The following is an 18,274-nucleotide window of genomic DNA, read 5'->3' as shown; positions in this document are numbered from 1 at the left end:
AAATGAAATAATACCTAGGATTAAAAGCTAAAATGAAAGAATATATACTTCTAATTGATACAATCGATGCAAAAGGACTTGTTTATAATATCTCAAAAGTACTTTTTGCAAATAACTTAAATATTGAAAAAAATGCAGAATATGTTGAAAAAGAATCTAATAAGTTTTTTATGAGAACTGTTATTTCTGGAGAAGTAAATAGTAATATACTTTTAAAAGAACTTACAGAAGTTTTACCTGCTGATTCAACTATTAAATTAACACCAAAAGCAAAAAAAGATATTGTAATATTAGCAACTAAAGAGTCTCATGTTTTAGGTGATTTATTAATTAGATATATTGATGGTGAATTAAATGCAAATATCAAAGCTGTTATTGCAAATCATGATTATTTGAGAGATTTAGTAGAGAGTTTTAATATTCCATTTCATTGTATTAGTGCTGATGATATGGAACGTGAAGCTCATGAAAATCTTATTATTGAACAAATCAATGAGTATGAACCAGAATTAATTGTATTAGCAAAATATATGAGAATTTTAACTCCTAAATTTGTAGAAACCTATCCTCAAAAAGTATTAAATATTCATCATTCATTTTTACCATCATTTATTGGAGCAAATCCATATAAACAGGCACATCATAGGGGTGTAAAAATTATTGGAGCTACTGCTCACTATGTTACAAATGATTTAGATGAAGGTCCAATTATTGATCAAGGTGTTGTTAGAGTTGATCATAGTTTTACTTGGCAAGATATGAGAAGATCAGGGCGAAACGTAGAAAAAGTTGTACTTTCAAATGCTTTACAATTACTTTTAGATGATAAAGTATTTGTATATGATAATAAAACAGTAATTTTATAATATGTTTAATATAGTTTTATTAGAACCAAGAATCCCAGGAAATGTTGGAACAATAGGTAGATTAGCTTTTGCTATGAATTGTACTCTTCATCTTATAAAGCCTTATGGTTTTGGTGAAATTACAGAAAAAGAAGTTAAACGTGCAGGACTTGATTATTGGTATGACTTAGATGTTAGAGAATATGAAAATATTGAAGATTTCTGGTCAAAAAATCCTTTTTCAAACAGACATTTTTTTGCTACAACAAAAACAGAACAAGTATATTTTGATGCCCAATATGAAGTAGGGGATTTTTTATATTTTGGAAGGGAAGATGCTGGACTTCCAGAAGATTTATTAGCTAAAAATGAAAAGGGTTGTATAACAATTCCTATGACAAATGATGCTAGAAGTTTAAATATTGCAAACTCTGTATCAATAATAGCTTATGAGGCTTTACGTCAAAACTATAAAGAGTTTAAATAGTTTTTAACTAGTATAAATTCTTTTTAGCTTTTTTGATAAGTTTTCTTACTGCTTTTAATTTTTTTTCATACTCTTTTTTATCTTTTTCTTTTGCATATTTGAATTTTTTTTGAAAACTTTTTCTTTTTTCAAATAGTTTTTCCATTAATTCATCAATTTCATTACCATTTTTTTTTCTTTCTTTTTTTCCTAAAGAAAAAAAGTTCTCAAAACTTGTAATTAGTTTATTTAACTTCATCAACTTCTCCTAGTAGTCTAAGTTTTTCATCTCTAATAAATAAAATGTTACCTATTCTTAAAAGATTTTTACATATATTATATGCATTTGCTGAGTCATTAATCAACGATGTAGCCATTTTTGAAGTAATTTTTTCTTTTCTAATTAATTCATCAATTCTACCACTATTTATTATATCTAAGTTTTGTAATCTATCTTTATCAACTTGTATTAATGTTGAAATTTCAATCTCATCATGTTCTATGTCTTTTAATTGGTTAATTTCAAATATAAAGGTTGTAAGTTCTTCTTTTATTAAAAGATATTCATTTTTAATTGCTTCATTTTTACTCTCTAAATAAAAATCCATATTTTTTTGTATATCACGTGTATCTTTTAATATTTTAACAATAATATTTGAAGCTATTTTTAATTGTGATATATATTTAGTTTGTTCAATATTCATATTTTGTTGTGAGATTAGTGTAAATTCAATAATCTCACTATATAAATTTTTCAAATCATTCTGATAAATATCATTTAAATCTGTATCAATCTTTGTAACAGGTTTAGAAATTATTTTTTTAATATCTTTACTTGTCTTTAATTCACTTGTATGAATAGAAAGTGCATGAAGAATAGCTTTTTGTGCATTATCATAAAGATGTATAATTTCTTTTTGAATTGATACCATTGCATTGTATGGAATTTTTATATTTGCTTTGTCTAAATACTTAGGTTTTGATGCTTTTTTTATCTTAGTTGTAATGAATTTTTTAGACATTTTTACAATCAATCCTATAAATGGGAAAAGTATAACAATTCCTAAAAGGTTAAATATTGTATGGAATAATGCTAGTTTCATAGTATAATTATCATCTCTAATTCCAAAGTATGGAGCTAATACATCTACTAAATCTTGAAGAACATATATTAATAATACTGCAATTAACCCTGTAATAATATTGAATACAAAATGTCCAAAGGCGAGCCTTTTACCATTTTGATTTGAAGAAAGAGAACCTATGACTGCTGTAACTGTTGTTCCTACATTTGCTCCAATTGCTAAGGCTAAGGCATCAACATATAATATATTACCTCCCGCTAGTGCAGTGATTATAATAGCCATAGTTGCACTACTTGATTGGATTACTACTGTTGCAATTGCTCCAATTAATATATAAAGTAATATCCCTGGAACTCCACCAATTGAATATGAAGCAAGGTCTATTGCGCTTCTTAATGTGTCAAAGCCTTCTTTCATATATGAGATACCTAAAAAAATAAATCCAAGTCCAAGTAATATATTTCCTAATCCTACATAAGTATTATTTTTAGAAAACCTAAATATTACACCAAATATTATCATAGGCATTGCATATACAGAAATCTTAATTTTTAACCCTAAAGCAGATACAATCCACGCTGTAGTTGTACTTCCAAGGTTTGCTCCAAAAACTATTGCCATACCTTGAGTTAAGGATATTAGTTCAACTGATAAAAAAGATATGACAATTACTGAAATTAGAGAAGAACTTTGTACTATAGAGGTTGTTAAAAAACCTGTGAAAACTGATGTATATAAGTTTTTTGTAAATTTTTCAAGTACGGTTTCAAGAGTTCCTCCTGAAAATAGTTTAAATCCATCTTCCATAAAATGCATACCAATTAAAAAAATAGCAATTCCTGAAAGAATAATTTTTATATTTTCTTGGGAAATAACATAAAAAGCAGTAATAATTAATAATAATATAATTAATATTTTTTTAGCCATAATCTTTTACCTTATATAAATTTAATCTATTTTACTACATATTTTAGATTTTTTATTCTTAAATTAGCTTATATTTTGTTCTTTATTATTTCTTTTAAAGAATAATATATAAAAGAAATGTCCCGATTTATAGGGAAATTTAGATAATATTTATTACAATTAATTGATTATTTTTATGTTACTATTACGTTATTTACTTTAAAGTAGAATTAATATTTCTTTATGTAAGATAAATAAATTTATCCTATGGGATAAATTAAAATTATTTTAAGGAAATTTTTATGAAGAATTTATCGATAAAAGTAAAATTACAATTAATTGTTTTTTTAGCAATTACTATTATCTCATTTGTCTTATCTTTTCAATCAATTTATTCAATGAAAAAGACATCAAATGAAAAAATTGAAGCCTATAAGGTCGAAGCATATAAAAATAAAGAGTTAGAACTTAAAAATTATGTTTCTCTTGCATATAAAATGGTTGAAGCTTATCATGCAAGAACAGCAAAAGATAAAATAAAATTAGAAGTAGAAAGTTATATACAGGAACAATCTGATTTTCTTTTTTCAATTATTAATAAAGAGTATGAAAAAAATAAAGATTTATTATCAAAAGAAGAGTTAGAAAATAGAATTAAATTTTTAATATCTTCTACAAGATATGGAGACTCTGGATATTTTTGGATAAATGATTTTAATTATACAACTATTATGCATCCAATAAAAAAAGAGTTAGATGGTCAAAATTATAAAGATAATCCTTCTTTAGGATTTATAAAACAAGGTGTTGATAAATTAAATGAATCAGGTAAAGATAGAGCATTTATCGAATACTCTTTTTTAAAACCAAATACACAAAAAACAGTATTTAAATCTTCTATTGTTAGAGTTTTTAAGCCATTTAATTGGATTGTTGGAACAGGTGCATATATTGATGATGTTACCTCTTCAATGCAAAAAGATGCTTTAACTGCAATTTCAAAAATGCGGTATGGGAAAGATGGTTATTTTTGGATTCAAGATGGTAAATCTAATATGGTTATGCATCCACTCGATAAAACTTTAAATGGTAAAAATTTAGCAAGTTTAAAAGATATAAATGGTGTACATTTTTTTAAAGAGATGACTGATATTGGTAACAAAAAAGGAAATGGATTAGTAAGATATTCTTGGAAAAAACCAGGGAAAGATGCTCCTCAACCTAAGTTCTCTTATATTCAAAAGTTTAACGAATGGAATTGGATTATTGGTACAGGAGCATATGTTGATGAGATTGAAGACAACGTAAATATTATGATTGAAAGAACCAATGAAGATATTGATAGTTTCATAGTTAGCATTATTTTATGGGCGGTAGGAACTTTAGTAGTTTTATTATTAATATCTATATTTATAGCTAAAAAGACAATTTTAGAACCGTTGGATAATTTCCAAGAAGGTTTATTAAATTTCTTTAAATATCTAAATAGAGAAGCAAGTGATGTAACTTTATTAGATGATTCTTCAAAAGACGAATTAGGAAAAATGTCAAAAGTAGTAAATGAAAATATTGCTATTACTAAAACTGGAGTTGAAGAAGATAGACAGTTTATCGATGAAACGATTACCGTTTTATCAGAGTTTGAACAAGGTGATTTATGTCAAAGAATTCATGCAAATGTTGATAATCCAGCTTTAATGGAGTTAAAAAAAGTATTAGATTCAATGGGAACTCAAATGGAGAATAACATTGAAAATGTATTGGATATATTAGAACAGTATTCAAATTATAATTATATGAATAAAGTAGATAACTCAAAGGTGAAAAATCAGCTTCTTGATTTAGCAAATGGAGTAAATAGTCTTGGAGATTCTATAAGCTCAATGTTAGTTGAAAATAAAAAAGTTGGAGTGACTTTAGATTCTTCTTCTCATATACTTTTAGAAAATGTAAATGTTTTAAATGGTGCTTCTACAGAAGCAGCAGCTTCTTTGGAAGAAACAGCAGCCGCATTAGAAGAGATTACGGGTACTATAATAAGTAATACAGACAATGTAACAGAAATGGCTCAGTTTGCTAATAGTGTTGTATCTTCTGTTGAAGAAGGAAATAGACTAGCAAATCAAACTACAAAGTCTATGGATGAAATAAATGAACAAGTTACAGCTATTAATGATGCGATTGGTGTTATTGACCAAATTGCATTCCAAACAAATATTCTTTCTTTAAATGCAGCAGTAGAAGCAGCAACAGCAGGTGAAGCTGGAAAAGGTTTTGCAGTTGTAGCACAAGAAGTAAGAAACCTTGCAAGTAGAAGTGCGGAAGCAGCTAAGGAGATTAAAAGTTTAGTAGAAAATGCAAATCTAAAGACATCAGAAGGAAAACAAATATCTGATAAAATGATTCATGGTTATAAATCATTAAATGAAAATATCAATAAAACAATTGAATTAATCAATGACGTTGAAATGGCATCAAGAGAACAAAAATCAGGGATAGAACAGATAAACGATGCAGTAACAGCGCAAGATCAACAAACTCAACAAATTGCAAGTGCTGCAAATGATACATATGAAATAGCAATGGAAACGTCAAATATTTCAAAAGAGATAGTTAATAATGTTGATGAAAAAGAATTTATTGGCAAAGATGATATTAAGTATTCAAAAGGGAAAGGTGATAATTTAGTTTCTTCTAAAAAAGAACAAATAAAAAAGCCTGCTAATAGTATAGAAAAAAAACAGCTTAAAAAAGAAAATATAAAAATGACAAAAAAAGAAGTTTATGAAGATAGAACTGTTCCTGATGAGTGGGAAAGTTTTTAATTAGATAATTAGAGTTAATTTAACTGTAAATTAACTCTAAAGTTATACAATTAATAAAACAACTTTTTAACCATAAAATTAATATAATTATATTTTTAAAGTGTGTGAAGTAGGGGAATTATTGTATAAAATTTTAGTATTAGAAGACGATGAGCTTTTTTTAGAAACATTAGAAGACTTTTTAAGTGATGAAGGTTTTATTGTCCAAACGGCAAAGAATGGTGAAAGAGTAATCGAGCTATGTTATGAAAATAGTTATGATTTGTATCTTTTTGATATAAATGTTCCTTTGATTAATGGAATAGATTTATTAAAAGAGTTAAGAAAGAAAAACGATGATACTGCAACTATTTATTTAACTTCTTATAAAGACAAAGATATGTTAACAAAGGGTTTTTTAACTGGTTGTGATGATTATTTAAAAAAGCCTGTTGACTTAGATGAACTTCTTTTACGGATACAATCTTTATTGAAAAGAAGTGGAAAGTCATTTACAGAAATAAAAGTCAATGATGAACTTAGTTTTAATCCTGAAACTAGAAGAGTTCTAAAAAATGGCGAAGATTTGTATATTGCAAATAAAATTATAGATTTACTAGAGCTTTTTATAGAAAAAAAAGATACTATAATTACAAAAGAGATGATTATAGATAAGTTATGGAATTTTTCTGAAGAGTATAGTGAAGGTTCTATTCGAGTTTATATTAATAATCTAAAAAAGCTTATTGGGAAAGAGAAAATAAAAAATATCAAAGGTGTTGGGTACAAAATTGAATTATAAAAAAAAGAATTTTATAATAACAAATTCAATAATCATTGTTTTTGTTTTATTATTGTCTTTACTTTTAAATTATTATGTAACTAATCTTTTTGGGTTTAATAAAGATACTTTTGTTCCTATTACTATTGCAATACTTGTTTTTGGACTTGTTCTATATTTAGGGCTTAGTAAAACAATTTTTGAACCACTTTTTAAAAGTGATGAAAATTTACAAAAGACAGTAAAAGAAACACTACATGAATTGAATATTCCAATATCTACAATAAAACTTAATACTCAAATGTTAGAAAAAAAACTAACAGATGAAAAAGAATTAAAAAGATTAAATCGTATAAAACTAGCATCCAATGAACTTTTAAAACTTTATGAGAATATGGAATATCAAATTAAAAAAGAGATAGATCGTGTTGATGTTACAAGTTTTGATTTGAAAGAGCTGATTTTAAAAAGTATAGAGAAATTTGAAGATATAAAAAGAGATATTAAAATAGACGTTGAAATTGAAAATATACAACTGCTTACTGATATAAATGGCTTTGAGAAAATGGTTGATAACCTTATATCAAATGCTTTAAAGTATAATATAAAAGAGAATGGTTTTATAAAAATAAAATTTGAAGATAATGTATTAACAATTTTTAACACAGGAAAAGAGATAGATACAAAAAATCTATTTATAATTTTTGATGAATACTTTCAAGAAGATTCTTCAAAAAATGGTTTTGGATTAGGTTTAAAAATAGTAAAAGAGTTTTGCGATAAAAGTAAAATTGGAATAAAGATTGAACCAAGTTCAAATGGAAATAAGTTTATTTTAAATCTGAAAAATATTATTGCTAATAGATAATTTAGAAGCGATATTGTAATCAAGGTTTAGATATAATCTCATAAATTATAAAAAGGATATATTTATGGATACAACACTGATATTGCCTATTGCAATTGTTATTTTTGCGATAATTATTATTGCTAAAGGTGTAAGGATAGTTCCCCAATCAGATTTATTTGTAATTGAGAGACTAGGAAAATTTAATACTGTACTTCATGGTGGATTTCATGTAATTATTCCAATTGTAGATTCTGTTAGAAGTATATTAACTTCAAGAGAACAGCTTGTAGATATAGAGAAACAATCAGTTATTACTAAAGATAATGTAAATATTTCAATTGATGGGATTGTTTTTTGTAAAGTTGATGATGCAAGAGAAGCTACATATAATGTAGTTAACTTTAAAAATGCAATTGCAAATTTAGCAATGACAACTTTAAGATCTGAAATTGGAGGAATGGATTTAGATGATACTTTATCAAATAGAGAATCATTAAATGCAAAACTTCAAACTGAACTTGGTAGTGCAGCTTCTAACTGGGGTATAAAAGTTACAAGAGTAGAAATTTCTGATATTTCAGTTCCTGCTGAGATTGAAAGAGCTATGAATATGCAAATGGAAGCAGAAAGAGAAAAAAGAGCTATTGAAACAAAAGCAAGAGCTGATAAAGAAGCTGTAATTAGAAGTGCTGAAGCATATAAACAAGAAGAAGTATTAAAAGCTGAAGCAATTGAAAGAATGGCAGATGCAAAAAGATATGAACAAGAACAAATTGCAGCAGGTCAAAAAGAGGCTATGAATCTTATCAATGAATCTATGGCACAAACTCCAAAAGCTGCAGAATTCTTACTTGCAAAAGATAGAGTTGCCGCATTTAAAGCACTGGCGGAAAGCGAATCAAATGATAAAATGATTTTACCTTATGATGTAACTCAAATGATTGGAAGCACAAGTGTCTTAGGAGATGCATTTTTCAAAGGTGTAAGTAACGAAAGTACAAACAATGCTTCTTGATATAATTGATCCATATTTATTACTTGGAATAGGGGTTGTATTAATAGGTCTTGAAGCTATTATTACCTCTTTTATTTTAATATGGTTTGGCTTAGGTTTTTTAATTGTTGCACTAATAAGTATGGGATATGAGTTTTCTGATGGTATTTGGCAATTAGGAGCTGTTGCAATTATATCTTTGGTATTTATTGTGCTTTTAAGAAAAAAAGTTTTAGAAAAGTTCTTATCTTCTGATGAAAATATTACTGATAATTTTTTAGAAGAGGGGGGAATTGGTGAAATCAAAAACTCAAAAGTTTTTTTCAAAGGTACTTATTGGGAAATTGATTCTTCTTTGAACAATAATGAATTTGAAGAAAACGAAAAAGTAACAGTAATAAAAACTTACAAAAATTCTGCAAAAATAGAAAAAAAATAAAAATTAAAGTAGTCAAAAATGGCTACTTTAATTTTCTCTCAAGTTAACACAAAATTAACAATTAATTAATTATTAATTAACAAAAGTAGATTAAAATCCTTATAAAAATTTAAGGATAAGAAATGAAGTTAAGATTTTCTATTTTTGCATCACTTGTTTTGTGTTCTACATTAGCTGCAAATGATGTTATAGAAATTGATAAGATGTCAGTTACTGCAACAAAAGTACAAAGAGCTACAAAAGAGGTTACAGAAAGTATTGCTGTTGTTGATAAAAGAGAAATTGAAGATAAAAATATTATAAATATTTCTGAAGCTATAAATACAGTTCCTGGTGTAAATGTAGAAAGTTCTACAAATAGTTCAAGCCCTAGATTAATAATTAGGGGGGCAGGGTTAAAAGCACGTTATGGTGTACGTGAAATTATGATTATAAAAGATGGTGTTCCTATGACAGACCCTGATTCTTTTACAAGATTTGATTTTATTGATATGCAAGATGTTGAGTCAATCGAAGTACAAAAGGGTCCCGGTTCTATTCAAGCTGTAAATAGTACAGGTGGGGTAATTCAACTTATTACAAAATCAGTTTTTGATGATAGTGAAAATAGAATCAAATTTGGAGTTGGTACTTATGGTAGTAGACAATCAAATTTTAGATTTACACAAGCTCTTGATGATGCAAATTATCTTTCTTTAAATGCAAGTACAACAAGAAATGATAACAGCTGGCGTAAGAATAATGATATATCTTCTATTCAAACAAGTTTAAAATATGGTCATATTTTTGAAGATGAATCGACTTTTGGAAGTGAACTTTCATATACAAAGTCTGATATGCAACTTCCAGCTTCTATGACAGATACTGAGTTTAAAGAATTTAGAGAATCAGGAAAGCAAGGTGATACAAGTTCTTCTTGGCAAAATAATGCGAGAAATTCAAAAATTTTATTTTTAAATGCAAAGTATGAAAAGACAGTTGGTAATATAACATATAAACCAAGAGTTTATTTTAATACTTGGGAACATTTTCATCCTGTAACGGCAATGATTAATGATAGTCAAGATAATAAAGTATTTGGTACTGATTTAGAATTAAATTATGACCATAAACTTTTTTCAAATGATGCAATTTTAGTTGCAGGAATTACCGCAAAACAAGATAGAACTAATGATTCTAAAAAATATACTTATGCAGATTTTAATACCGTAGGTATGGGAAGAACATCTATTTCTGAAACACTATCTGATGAAAAAGGTGATTTAGCAAATATTGAAGATTCTAAAGCGACATTATATGGTATTTATGCACAAGAGAGTTTTCGTCCTTTAGAAAAAATGCTTGTTGATTTATCTCTAAGAGTTGATAAAGTTAAATTTGATGTTGATGGTAATGAACTTTTAGAGTATAACTGGAGTGGATTTGGTGGACCAACATATAAAACTGGTGATGGTGAATATGAGATTACTGAATCATACACTTTAGTTTCTCCAAAGATTGGTTTCTCTTATGAGTTAAATGATTCTATAAACTTTTATGCTTCAATTGCAAGTGCCAATCAAGCACCTACAGATAATGAATTAAAAACAAATAGGGTAGAAGATAAAGGTTCTTTAGAAAAAACAAAGAGTATTAATTATGAAATTGGATTAAAATCTAGAACAAAAGATTATTCATATGATATTGCTATTTATCAAAATGATGTAAAAGATGAAATTACGGCAACTAAACAAGGCTATACAACTTTTTATCAAAATGCAGGAGAAACAAGAAAAAGAGGATTTGAGTTTAACGGTCAATATAATTTAAATCAAAATCTGTCTCTTGGCGCTTCATATACATATAGTAATTTTAAATTTAAAGAGTTTATGGAAGATGGAACTTATGATAGAGGTGGGAATTATTTACCATATATTCCAAAACATCAGTATTCAATATATGCCAACTTTAAATATAAAGGTTTCAAATCAAGAGTTCAAGGAAGAACTTGGGGAAGCTATTATATGGATAATGCAAATAGTGAAAAATATAGTGGATATGATTTTGTAACAGACATCATGCTTGGTTATGAACATAAAAATCATAATTTTCAGTTAAATGTAAACAATGTATTTGATAAACATTATGCAATGTCTGCACAAAAAGATTTAGATGGTGATGTAACTTATAAAGCAGCAGCTCCAAGAACTGCTATGTTTACTTACACATATAAGTTTTAGAAGGCAAATAAGATGGTAGATTTTATCAAAAGAGATAAAAATGATATTTATGGAATGCCTATATTAGGATTTTTATTTAAAAATGAAAAGTTTCTTTTAGTATTAAAAATAGCAATTTTATTGCTATTTTTATATGCAACGATTTTTGGTTTTTTAAATCCAACAAATGAAAATGTTTTTACAACAGGACTTTTTTGGGGTCTGTTTTGGCCTTTCTTTATGGTTTTAAGTTTATCAACTTTAGGTAGAGTATTTTGTGGAATCTGTCCTCATGGATTTATTGGAAAGTATATTACAAAAATTGGATTAAAAAAGAAAATACCAAAATCTTTGGCTAATCCTTTTATTGGTTTATTGTTAGTATTTATTGGTTGGTGGTTTGTTTATTATATGTTCCCTGGAATTTATAAAACACCAATGGCTACGGCTATTGTTTTTACTGTATTAACTATTTTAGCAATAGTATTTTACCTTTTATATGATGAAATGGCATATTGTAAATCTGTTTGTCCTATTAGTGCTTTAACAAGGGCTTTTTCAAAGGTTGGATTTACTTGGCTTGGTACTTATAAAAGTGCATGTAATGAGTGTAAAATATTTGAATGTGCTACTGCTTGTCCTTATGCATTAAAGCCATTTACTTTTGATAAAAAAAATTCAATGGGTGATTGTACTTTATGTATGGATTGTAGTTCTGCTTGTGAGGCTGTAAGCTTTAAAGTAAAAAAACCTTCTTTCTCTTTATTTAATAAATTTAAAGCTCAAAAATCAGAAGTGTGGGCTTTTATATTAATTACAGCTGCTATTTCTATTACTATGGGATTTCACCACTCTTTAGGAAGAAGTGCAATAGTTGAAGAGTTTATTTGGACTAGAACAGCTAGATTTTTTGAAAGTTTTATGAGTTTTGGACCTATTGATTCAATTGGGTTATTTGCTTTTCTTTATTCTGTTGCAATTGTTCTGTTTTTGTCAGTTGTAGGAATGTTTGTTGCTTCAAAAATTATGAATGTTACTTATGAAAAAACTATGTATACATTAGGTTTTGCTTTTGCACCACTGTTTATTGTTGGTGGATTATCTCATATGGGTGAATTTTTCTTTTATCATTATGCTTCTAATACCGTAAATGCCTTTATTCAGGCATTTTATTTAGATGTAGCATATATGGAACCACTTGCTACAAGAAGAGATTCTTGGGTCCATGTTTTTAGAGTATTTAATCATATTGCATATATTTGGGCATTTATTATTATGATAAAAAGATTTAAACTTATTGATAGTAAGCCTATCTTAAAAGTTTTTGCATTTCCTTTTGCTTCAGCTCTAATCATATTTTACATGGGATTAAATTTTTATACAGGATATGTATTTAAAACTTATGGTGCAATGAAAAGAGGACATAACCATGCTAATCATAGTACTTTGAATATTGTGATAGATAGAAATAATTATAAAATAGGATAAAAAATGGACATTGAACTACTTAAAAATTTAGTTGATTATGGAGTGATTGCATTACTTGTATTTATGAGTTTTATTGCAGTGATGTTATTTATAGAAAGGCTATTTTTTTATAGAAAAATTGATGTAAATAAATATAAAAATAAAAAGCAACTAGATGTTGCTCTTACAAAAAACTTAACTTTTATAGGAACTATTGCTTCAAATTCTCCTTATATAGGATTACTTGGAACAGTACTAGCAATTATGCTTACATTTATGACTATGAGTGAGGGAGATATTGAAGCTACAAAAATCATGAGTTCTTTAGCTCTTGCTTTAAAAGCTACAGCAGTTGGTTTAGTTGTAGCAATTGTATCGATGGTTTTTTATAATATTTTAAGTAGAACAGCAGAAATTTTGGAAAGTAATTATGAAAATCAAGAAGTTTGATTCAATCAATGTAATACCTTTTATTGATGTGTTATTGGTACTACTAGCGATAGTATTAATGACATCAACATTTATAGCTAAAGGAGTAATACCTATTTCTCTTCCAAGTGCAAGTAGTTCAGAAGAGATTGAGATTATTAAAGATATTTCAATTTATATAAAAAGTGACAACTCTGTATATCTAGAAAAAGAAAAAACTTCAATAGAAGTACTTATTCAACAGATTTCAATTATAGATAAAAAGACAGCTATTTTAATAAATAGTGACAAAAATGCAAAAATTGATACTTTTGTAAGTATTTTAGATTTGTTAAAAGCAAATGATTTTGAGAATATAGCAATAGTTACAAAAAAATGACAAGATATCTTAGCTCTTTTATAATTACTGCTATTTTATACTCTATTGTTATAGGAGTATTTTTTTATGCTTATTCAAATCAAAAAATTAATACTAAGAAAAGAGTAGAAAAAAAACGTGTTTCTCTAAAACATATTGAATTGGTGAAAAAAATAGAACCAAAACTTCCTGTAGTTGAAAAGAAAATAATTAAGCCACTTCCTAAACTGACACCGTCTATAGAAAAGGTTAAGACTAAAAAGATAGTAAAGAAAAGAGTTCAAAAGAAAAAGATAGTAAAGAAAAGAGTTCAAAAGAAAAAGAAAATAAAAAAAATTGCAAAAAAGAAGCCCGTAAAAAAAATAATTCCAAAGAAAGTTGTAGAAAAAAAGCTTAAAAAAATAGAAGAGTTAAAAAAAGAAGAACCAAAAGTTATTCAAGAAATGGTAAAAGAGGAGCCAATAATTCCTCTTGAAAAAGTAGTAAAAGTTAGTTCTAGCACGTATAAAAAAGATTTTTTAAAAAAGAATCTTTTGTTGATAAAAAAACATATTCAAAATAATGTAAAGTATTCAAAAAGAGCAAGAAAAATGAATATACAAGGAGATGTTTTAGTTGAATTTAGTTTATCTAAGGATGGAAAAATTACTGATATTAAGGCTTTGAGTGGACATAGATTATTAAGAAAGTCTACAATAAAAGCAATTCATAAAGCAGCAATTTTTTTTCCAAAAGTTAGTAGAAATATCACAATAAAAGTGCCAATAGAATATAAATTAATTTAAGTTATTGTTCTTTTTTTAAAGTTACTATCCAACCTTTATATTCAGGTTTTGTATTTATATCATCTATTTGTTTTTGTGTTAAGTGTGGATAACTCATAGTTTTGCCATCCCAAACTATACAAGGAAAAGTTTCCTCTTTTCTAAATAGTTTTTTTATATTTTCAAACATTTAAGAGAATTTATCTTTTATCTTTTTTTCTAATTCTTCTATTGTTTCGATTGCTTCTTCACTATGGTCAGAAAACCCCCAATTTACTAGTACTGAATCAACACCTGCTTTATTAGCTGCAATAATATCTTTATGAGAATCACCTATTAGTTGAGCATTCTCTTTTTGTATATTATGAGTATCTAAAATCTTATACACCATTTCAGGATGTGGTTTGGCATTTGTTACGGAATCGTATCCTAAAATTGTTTTAAAATGTTCACCAATTCCTACGTGGTTTAACATTTTTCTCGCAAATGTAGAATTAGCATTTGTTGCAACTGCAAGTGTAAAGTCTGATTTTAAATCATCAATTAGTTTTTGTATACCTTCATATAATTCTAAATCCCTTAGACAGTTAGCATTATAATGCTCTTCAAAAAGAACTTTTTGTTGTTCTGTAAAGTTTTTAGTACCATAAAAAAATTCCGATGCATTTATCTCTGGGTCATTAACTTTCTCTAAAATATAATTTTTCTCCATTCTTTCAAAACCTAAGTTTTCTCTTACATGGTTAACTGTATTTGTTATTGAAGTTCCGCTATCAATGAGTGTACCATCCATATCGAACATAATTAAACGCATTTATTTCCTTACATCTATTTTGTTTGCGTATTATAAGATTTACTAAGCAAAATTAAGGTTAAGAAAAAAATAGATAAAAATATAAAAGTCAGTATTAATAAAGTTATTGATAGTATTTAATTTAATAAGGTGAAATAATATGAATAAAATACTTATAGTTGATGATTCTACAACAACTCTTTCTATATTGACAGAAAATTTACTTGATAAGCTAGATAATATTGAAATACTTTCAGCTAAAAATTATAAAGAAGGCTTAAAATATATTGTAGAGTATGGGAATAAGATTGCTATAGCTGTAGTAGATTTGCACTTGCCTGATTCAAAGTATGGTGCTATGTTAGAAGTAACGGACTCTAAATTTATTAAAACTATTGTATTAAGCGGTACTTTAAATGATAAAGTAAAAAAAATCATTTTTGAAAAAGAATATGTAATTGATTGTATCGCAAAAGATGGGAAAAAAAGTATTAAAAGTGTGGTTAATTCAGTTAACAGAGAGATAAAAAATAGAAATAAAAATATATTATTAGTTGATGATTCTTCGGTTCAAATTAGTATTGCCCAAAAGCTTTTGAAAAAAATGAATTTGAATGTAACAATGGCTGCTAATGGAAAAGAAGCATTACAAATAATCAAAAATAGTGAAAAAACATTTTCTTTAGTTTTAACAGATTATCATATGCCTATAATGGATGGGATGGAATTAACTTTTAGACTAAGAGAAATTTATGATAAAGATGAATTAGGAATAATTGCATTAAGTTCTAATACTACCCTTGAAATTGCAACAGAGTTTCTAAAAATAGGTGCAAATGATTTTATTAATAAACCTTATTTAGAAACTGAAGTTGTAACAAGAATAAATGCGAATTTAGATTTAATAGATTTATTTAATAAAACAAAAGATATGGCGAATAAAGATTTCTTAACAGGATTATATAATAGGAGATATTTTTTTGAAAGTGGTAATATAATTTTAAAAAAATCTATACGTGCAGAGAAAAATTTAGCTTTAGCAATGTTAGATATTGATAATTTTAAAAATATAAATGATACTTATGGTCATGAAGTAGGAGATACTGCAATTTGTGAAGTAGGAAGTCTTATACATAAATATCTAAGGTCAATAGATTTAATTGCAAGATTTGGAGGAGAAGAATTTTGTATATTAATAGAAGATATAAAACTTATAGATGTAGAAAATCTTTTTGAAAAAATCAGATTGGCTTTTGAAAAGAATATAATAAAAGCTAATGATTCCAAGCTAATATATACTGTTTCTATAGGTGTTTTTTATGGGATAGATAAAAGTTTAGAGAAGATGCTTAAAATTGCTGATGACGCTTTATATTATTGTAAAAATAATGGTAGGAACCAAGTGAAAATAAAAGATTTAACAAAAAATTAACACTGCTAGTATAAAATACTAATACATCAAGAAAATTGAACTATTTCCTTCTTTTATATGATTTGATTTTCACAAAATAATTAATATAGCTTCACTTTTTAAGTGAAGCTTTTTTTATTTTTATCAATATATCAACAATGTTGATATATTATTACTACTTATTTTTTTAGGATTATAAATGAAAAAACTTTTACCCATATTTACTGTGATTGTCTTAGTTGTTATTATTGTATTAATTTTTGTATCAATGTCAAATGAAAAAAGAATGGTTGTTATTCATAATGGAAATCATACTCATGAACCTGTAGATATTAAGTTAAGTCATTTTCAAGATACACAATGTGGTATGACAATTACTAAACTAGAACACTCAGCACAAGTTGTTGCTCCTGATGGTAGAACATGGTTCTTTGATGATACAGGATGTTTAGCTTTATGGTATAAAGATATTAAGTTTAAAGATAAAGCTATTATTTGGGTATATTCTGTTGATACAAAAGAGTATATAGATGGTAAAAAAGCTTGGTATAGTCAAACTGATCCAACAACTATGGGATATGGTTTTGGAGCATATAAAGAAAAAAAACAAAATATGATTTCATTTGATGAAATGCTTTTAAAAATGTATAGAGGTGAAAATCTTACTAATCCATTAATTAGAAAAAAACTTTTAGGTCAATAATGGAAAGTATAAGTGTATTAACAATTATATCCATTGCTTTTTTAGGCTCTTTTGGTCACTGTATTGGGATGTGTGGTGGAATTGTTGTTGCTTATTCAAGTACAAAAATAAATACAGGCTGGTCAAAGTCTAAACAATCAATGTCTCATGTGTTATACTCTTTTGGACGAATAACTACTTATATAATACTTGGATTTATATTTGGTCTTGTAGGTGGCGTTGTTACTTTTGATAATATGACAAGTGGTATCTTGCTTTTATTTACGGGAAGTATGATGATTTTAGTTGGATTATCTTTAAGTGGAAAACTAAAGTTTCTTACAAGTTTAGAACACTCTGTTTCTAAAACTCCAATTTATCAAAAAACTTTTAGAGCTTTAATCGGTTCTGATACTCTATCAAGTTTTTATTTGCTTGGTATGTTAAACGGACTTCTTCCTTGTGGGTTTGTTTATGTTTTTGCAATTACTGCTGCTAGTACAGGTAGTCCATTTTGGGGCGCTGTTGTTATGATGATTTTCGGATTAAGTACACTTCCAGCTATGTTCTCTTTGGGTTTCTTTGTAGGTGTATTTAAACAAATTGCTATAAGAAACTTATTTATAAATATTGCTTCTATTTTAGTTATAGCTTTTGGTATTTATATTATGTATAATGGATATGAATATATAACTGATCCTACAAAATCTATTTTAAGCTGTCATATTTAATTACTACTTCTATTATTAATTTAATAAATTTATGCCTTTTTTACTATAATACGGAAAATTTTGTAAAGGAGGATTGACAAATGATTAAAAATAAAAAGAATTACTTTTCATTTTTTGGAATTTTATTAGCTACAGTAAATAGAAAAATGCTATCAAGAATTAGTATTATTGCATCTATAATAAGTCTAGAATTACCAAAAATTACTAAATTGTTACTCGCAAAACAATTAAAACCAATCAAACAATATTCAACAAACAGTATATAAAAAAT

At 26.6% G+C, this 18,274-nt stretch carries 20 protein-coding genes; 16 read left to right on the top strand and 4 right to left on the bottom strand.

Annotated features, from left to right (window positions below; genetic code table 11):
* Positions 1–32: 32 nt before the first annotated feature.
* Both purU and BT997_RS06535 read left to right on the top strand, forming a co-directional pair.
* Entirely contained in the window at positions 33–866 is an 834-nt protein-coding gene (purU, locus tag BT997_RS06540) for a formyltetrahydrofolate deformylase (RefSeq protein ID WP_072680651.1), read from the top strand.
* Between the two features lies 1 nt (position 867).
* Complete coding sequence (locus BT997_RS06535; RefSeq protein WP_072680650.1) at positions 868–1,332, top strand: tRNA (cytidine(34)-2'-O)-methyltransferase; 465 nt, start codon at positions 868–870, stop codon at positions 1,330–1,332.
* A 7-nt stretch (positions 1,333–1,339) separates the two neighbouring features.
* On the opposite strand, the gene BT997_RS06530 is transcribed toward BT997_RS06535, so the two are convergent.
* On the bottom strand, positions 1,340–1,570 hold the full coding sequence (locus tag BT997_RS06530; protein WP_072680649.1) for a hypothetical protein: 231 nt from the start codon (positions 1,568–1,570) through the stop codon (positions 1,340–1,342).
* Positions 1,557–3,323: a Na/Pi cotransporter family protein gene (locus tag BT997_RS06525; protein ID WP_072680648.1), complete on the bottom strand. Its 1,767-nt coding sequence runs from the start codon at positions 3,321–3,323 to the stop codon at positions 1,557–1,559. The genes BT997_RS06530 and BT997_RS06525 overlap by 14 nt, the downstream gene beginning before the upstream one ends.
* A gap of 281 nt (positions 3,324–3,604) precedes the next feature.
* Between BT997_RS06525 and BT997_RS15535 the strand changes: the two genes are divergently transcribed.
* The 10 genes from BT997_RS15535 (at position 3,605) to BT997_RS06475 (ending at position 14,407) form a co-directional block, all read left to right on the top strand.
* Positions 3,605–6,127 carry a methyl-accepting chemotaxis protein gene (locus BT997_RS15535; protein WP_072680647.1) on the top strand — a complete coding sequence of 841 codons (2,523 nt, stop codon included), beginning with the start codon at positions 3,605–3,607 and terminating at the stop codon, positions 6,125–6,127.
* Positions 6,128–6,248: 121 nt separating this feature from the next.
* The gene (locus tag BT997_RS06515) at positions 6,249–6,908 is read left to right on the top strand and encodes a response regulator transcription factor (RefSeq protein ID WP_072680646.1); all 660 of its coding nucleotides are present in this window, start codon (positions 6,249–6,251) and stop codon (positions 6,906–6,908) included.
* On the top strand, positions 6,898–7,755 hold the full coding sequence (locus BT997_RS06510; protein WP_072680645.1) for a HAMP domain-containing sensor histidine kinase: 858 nt from the start codon (positions 6,898–6,900) through the stop codon (positions 7,753–7,755). Before BT997_RS06515 ends, BT997_RS06510 begins: the two co-directional genes overlap by 11 nt.
* Positions 7,756–7,819: 64 nt before the next feature.
* The gene (locus BT997_RS06505) at positions 7,820–8,752 is read left to right on the top strand and encodes an SPFH domain-containing protein (protein WP_072680644.1); all 933 of its coding nucleotides are present in this window, start codon (positions 7,820–7,822) and stop codon (positions 8,750–8,752) included.
* Entirely contained in the window at positions 8,742–9,170 is a 429-nt protein-coding gene (locus tag BT997_RS06500) for an NfeD family protein (protein ID WP_072680643.1), read from the top strand. Before BT997_RS06505 ends, BT997_RS06500 begins: the two co-directional genes overlap by 11 nt.
* A 122-nt stretch (positions 9,171–9,292) precedes the next feature.
* Positions 9,293–11,389 (top strand): TonB-dependent receptor, encoded by a 2,097-nt coding sequence (locus BT997_RS06495; RefSeq protein ID WP_072680642.1) that lies wholly within the window; start codon positions 9,293–9,295, stop codon positions 11,387–11,389.
* A gap of 12 nt (positions 11,390–11,401) precedes the next feature.
* Positions 11,402–12,856, top strand: a complete 1,455-nt coding sequence (locus BT997_RS06490) for a 4Fe-4S binding protein (protein ID WP_072680641.1) — start codon at positions 11,402–11,404, stop codon at positions 12,854–12,856.
* A gap of 3 nt (positions 12,857–12,859) precedes the next feature.
* A complete protein-coding gene (gene exbB / locus BT997_RS06485; RefSeq protein WP_072680640.1) occupies positions 12,860–13,285 on the top strand; it encodes a TonB-system energizer ExbB in 426 nt (141 codons plus the stop codon).
* Positions 13,266–13,643 (top strand): biopolymer transporter ExbD, encoded by a 378-nt coding sequence (locus BT997_RS06480; RefSeq protein ID WP_072680639.1) that lies wholly within the window; start codon positions 13,266–13,268, stop codon positions 13,641–13,643. Before exbB ends, BT997_RS06480 begins: the two co-directional genes overlap by 20 nt.
* On the top strand, positions 13,640–14,407 hold the full coding sequence (locus BT997_RS06475) for an energy transducer TonB (RefSeq protein ID WP_072680638.1): 768 nt from the start codon (positions 13,640–13,642) through the stop codon (positions 14,405–14,407). Before BT997_RS06480 ends, BT997_RS06475 begins: the two co-directional genes overlap by 4 nt.
* 1 nt (position 14,408) lies before the next feature.
* Here the strand turns inward: BT997_RS06475 and BT997_RS15530 are convergent, their stop codons facing one another.
* Positions 14,409–14,576: a hypothetical protein gene (locus BT997_RS15530; RefSeq protein WP_174247206.1), complete on the bottom strand. Its 168-nt coding sequence runs from the start codon at positions 14,574–14,576 to the stop codon at positions 14,409–14,411.
* Positions 14,577–15,200, bottom strand: coding sequence for an HAD family hydrolase (locus BT997_RS06470; protein ID WP_072680637.1), 624 nt, complete (start codon positions 15,198–15,200; stop codon positions 14,577–14,579).
* A gap of 139 nt (positions 15,201–15,339) precedes the next feature.
* Here BT997_RS06470 and BT997_RS06465 point away from each other — a divergent pair, with 139 nt between their 5' ends.
* The 4 genes from BT997_RS06465 (at position 15,340) to BT997_RS06450 (ending at position 18,269) form a co-directional block, all read left to right on the top strand.
* The gene (locus tag BT997_RS06465) at positions 15,340–16,611 is read left to right on the top strand and encodes a diguanylate cyclase (protein WP_072680636.1); all 1,272 of its coding nucleotides are present in this window, start codon (positions 15,340–15,342) and stop codon (positions 16,609–16,611) included.
* A 178-nt stretch (positions 16,612–16,789) separates the two neighbouring features.
* Positions 16,790–17,293, top strand: coding sequence for a hypothetical protein (locus BT997_RS06460; RefSeq protein WP_072680635.1), 504 nt, complete (start codon positions 16,790–16,792; stop codon positions 17,291–17,293).
* Positions 17,293–18,003 carry a sulfite exporter TauE/SafE family protein gene (locus BT997_RS06455; RefSeq protein ID WP_072680634.1) on the top strand — a complete coding sequence of 237 codons (711 nt, stop codon included), beginning with the start codon at positions 17,293–17,295 and terminating at the stop codon, positions 18,001–18,003. Before BT997_RS06460 ends, BT997_RS06455 begins: the two co-directional genes overlap by 1 nt.
* Positions 18,004–18,083: 80 nt before the next feature.
* On the top strand, positions 18,084–18,269 hold the full coding sequence (locus tag BT997_RS06450; RefSeq protein WP_072680633.1) for a hypothetical protein: 186 nt from the start codon (positions 18,084–18,086) through the stop codon (positions 18,267–18,269).
* Positions 18,270–18,274: the final 5 nt, after the last annotated feature.

The organism is Arcobacter sp. LA11 (assembly GCF_001895145.1).
Lineage (GTDB): Bacteria > Campylobacterota > Campylobacteria > Campylobacterales > Arcobacteraceae > Halarcobacter.
This window is presented reverse-complemented; position numbering and strand designations above follow the sequence as displayed.

Excerpts from the sequence above, each read along its gene's own strand:
- BT997_RS15530 (WP_174247206.1), bottom strand. The coding sequence starts at position 14,576 with ATGTTTGAAAATATAAAAAAACTATTTAGAAAAGAGGAAACTTTTCCT.
- BT997_RS06530 (WP_072680649.1), bottom strand. The coding sequence starts at position 1,570 with ATGAAGTTAAATAAACTAATTACAAGTTTTGAGAACTTTTTTTCTTTA.
- BT997_RS06500 (WP_072680643.1), top strand. The coding sequence starts at position 8,742 with ATGCTTCTTGATATAATTGATCCATATTTATTACTTGGAATAGGGGTT.
- BT997_RS06490 (WP_072680641.1), top strand. The coding sequence starts at position 11,402 with ATGGTAGATTTTATCAAAAGAGATAAAAATGATATTTATGGAATGCCT.
- purU (WP_072680651.1), top strand. The coding sequence starts at position 33 with ATGAAAGAATATATACTTCTAATTGATACAATCGATGCAAAAGGACTT.
- BT997_RS06460 (WP_072680635.1), top strand. The coding sequence starts at position 16,790 with ATGAAAAAACTTTTACCCATATTTACTGTGATTGTCTTAGTTGTTATT.
- BT997_RS06525 (WP_072680648.1), bottom strand. The coding sequence starts at position 3,323 with ATGGCTAAAAAAATATTAATTATATTATTATTAATTATTACTGCTTTT.
- BT997_RS06505 (WP_072680644.1), top strand. The coding sequence starts at position 7,820 with ATGGATACAACACTGATATTGCCTATTGCAATTGTTATTTTTGCGATA.
- BT997_RS06455 (WP_072680634.1), top strand. The coding sequence starts at position 17,293 with ATGGAAAGTATAAGTGTATTAACAATTATATCCATTGCTTTTTTAGGC.
- BT997_RS06465 (WP_072680636.1), top strand. The coding sequence starts at position 15,340 with ATGAATAAAATACTTATAGTTGATGATTCTACAACAACTCTTTCTATA.
- BT997_RS15535 (WP_072680647.1), top strand. The coding sequence starts at position 3,605 with ATGAAGAATTTATCGATAAAAGTAAAATTACAATTAATTGTTTTTTTA.
- BT997_RS06475 (WP_072680638.1), top strand. The coding sequence starts at position 13,640 with ATGACAAGATATCTTAGCTCTTTTATAATTACTGCTATTTTATACTCT.
- exbB (WP_072680640.1), top strand. The coding sequence starts at position 12,860 with ATGGACATTGAACTACTTAAAAATTTAGTTGATTATGGAGTGATTGCA.
- BT997_RS06495 (WP_072680642.1), top strand. The coding sequence starts at position 9,293 with ATGAAGTTAAGATTTTCTATTTTTGCATCACTTGTTTTGTGTTCTACA.
- BT997_RS06450 (WP_072680633.1), top strand. The coding sequence starts at position 18,084 with ATGATTAAAAATAAAAAGAATTACTTTTCATTTTTTGGAATTTTATTA.
- BT997_RS06470 (WP_072680637.1), bottom strand. The coding sequence starts at position 15,200 with ATGCGTTTAATTATGTTCGATATGGATGGTACACTCATTGATAGCGGA.
- BT997_RS06535 (WP_072680650.1), top strand. The coding sequence starts at position 868 with ATGTTTAATATAGTTTTATTAGAACCAAGAATCCCAGGAAATGTTGGA.
- BT997_RS06480 (WP_072680639.1), top strand. The coding sequence starts at position 13,266 with ATGAAAATCAAGAAGTTTGATTCAATCAATGTAATACCTTTTATTGAT.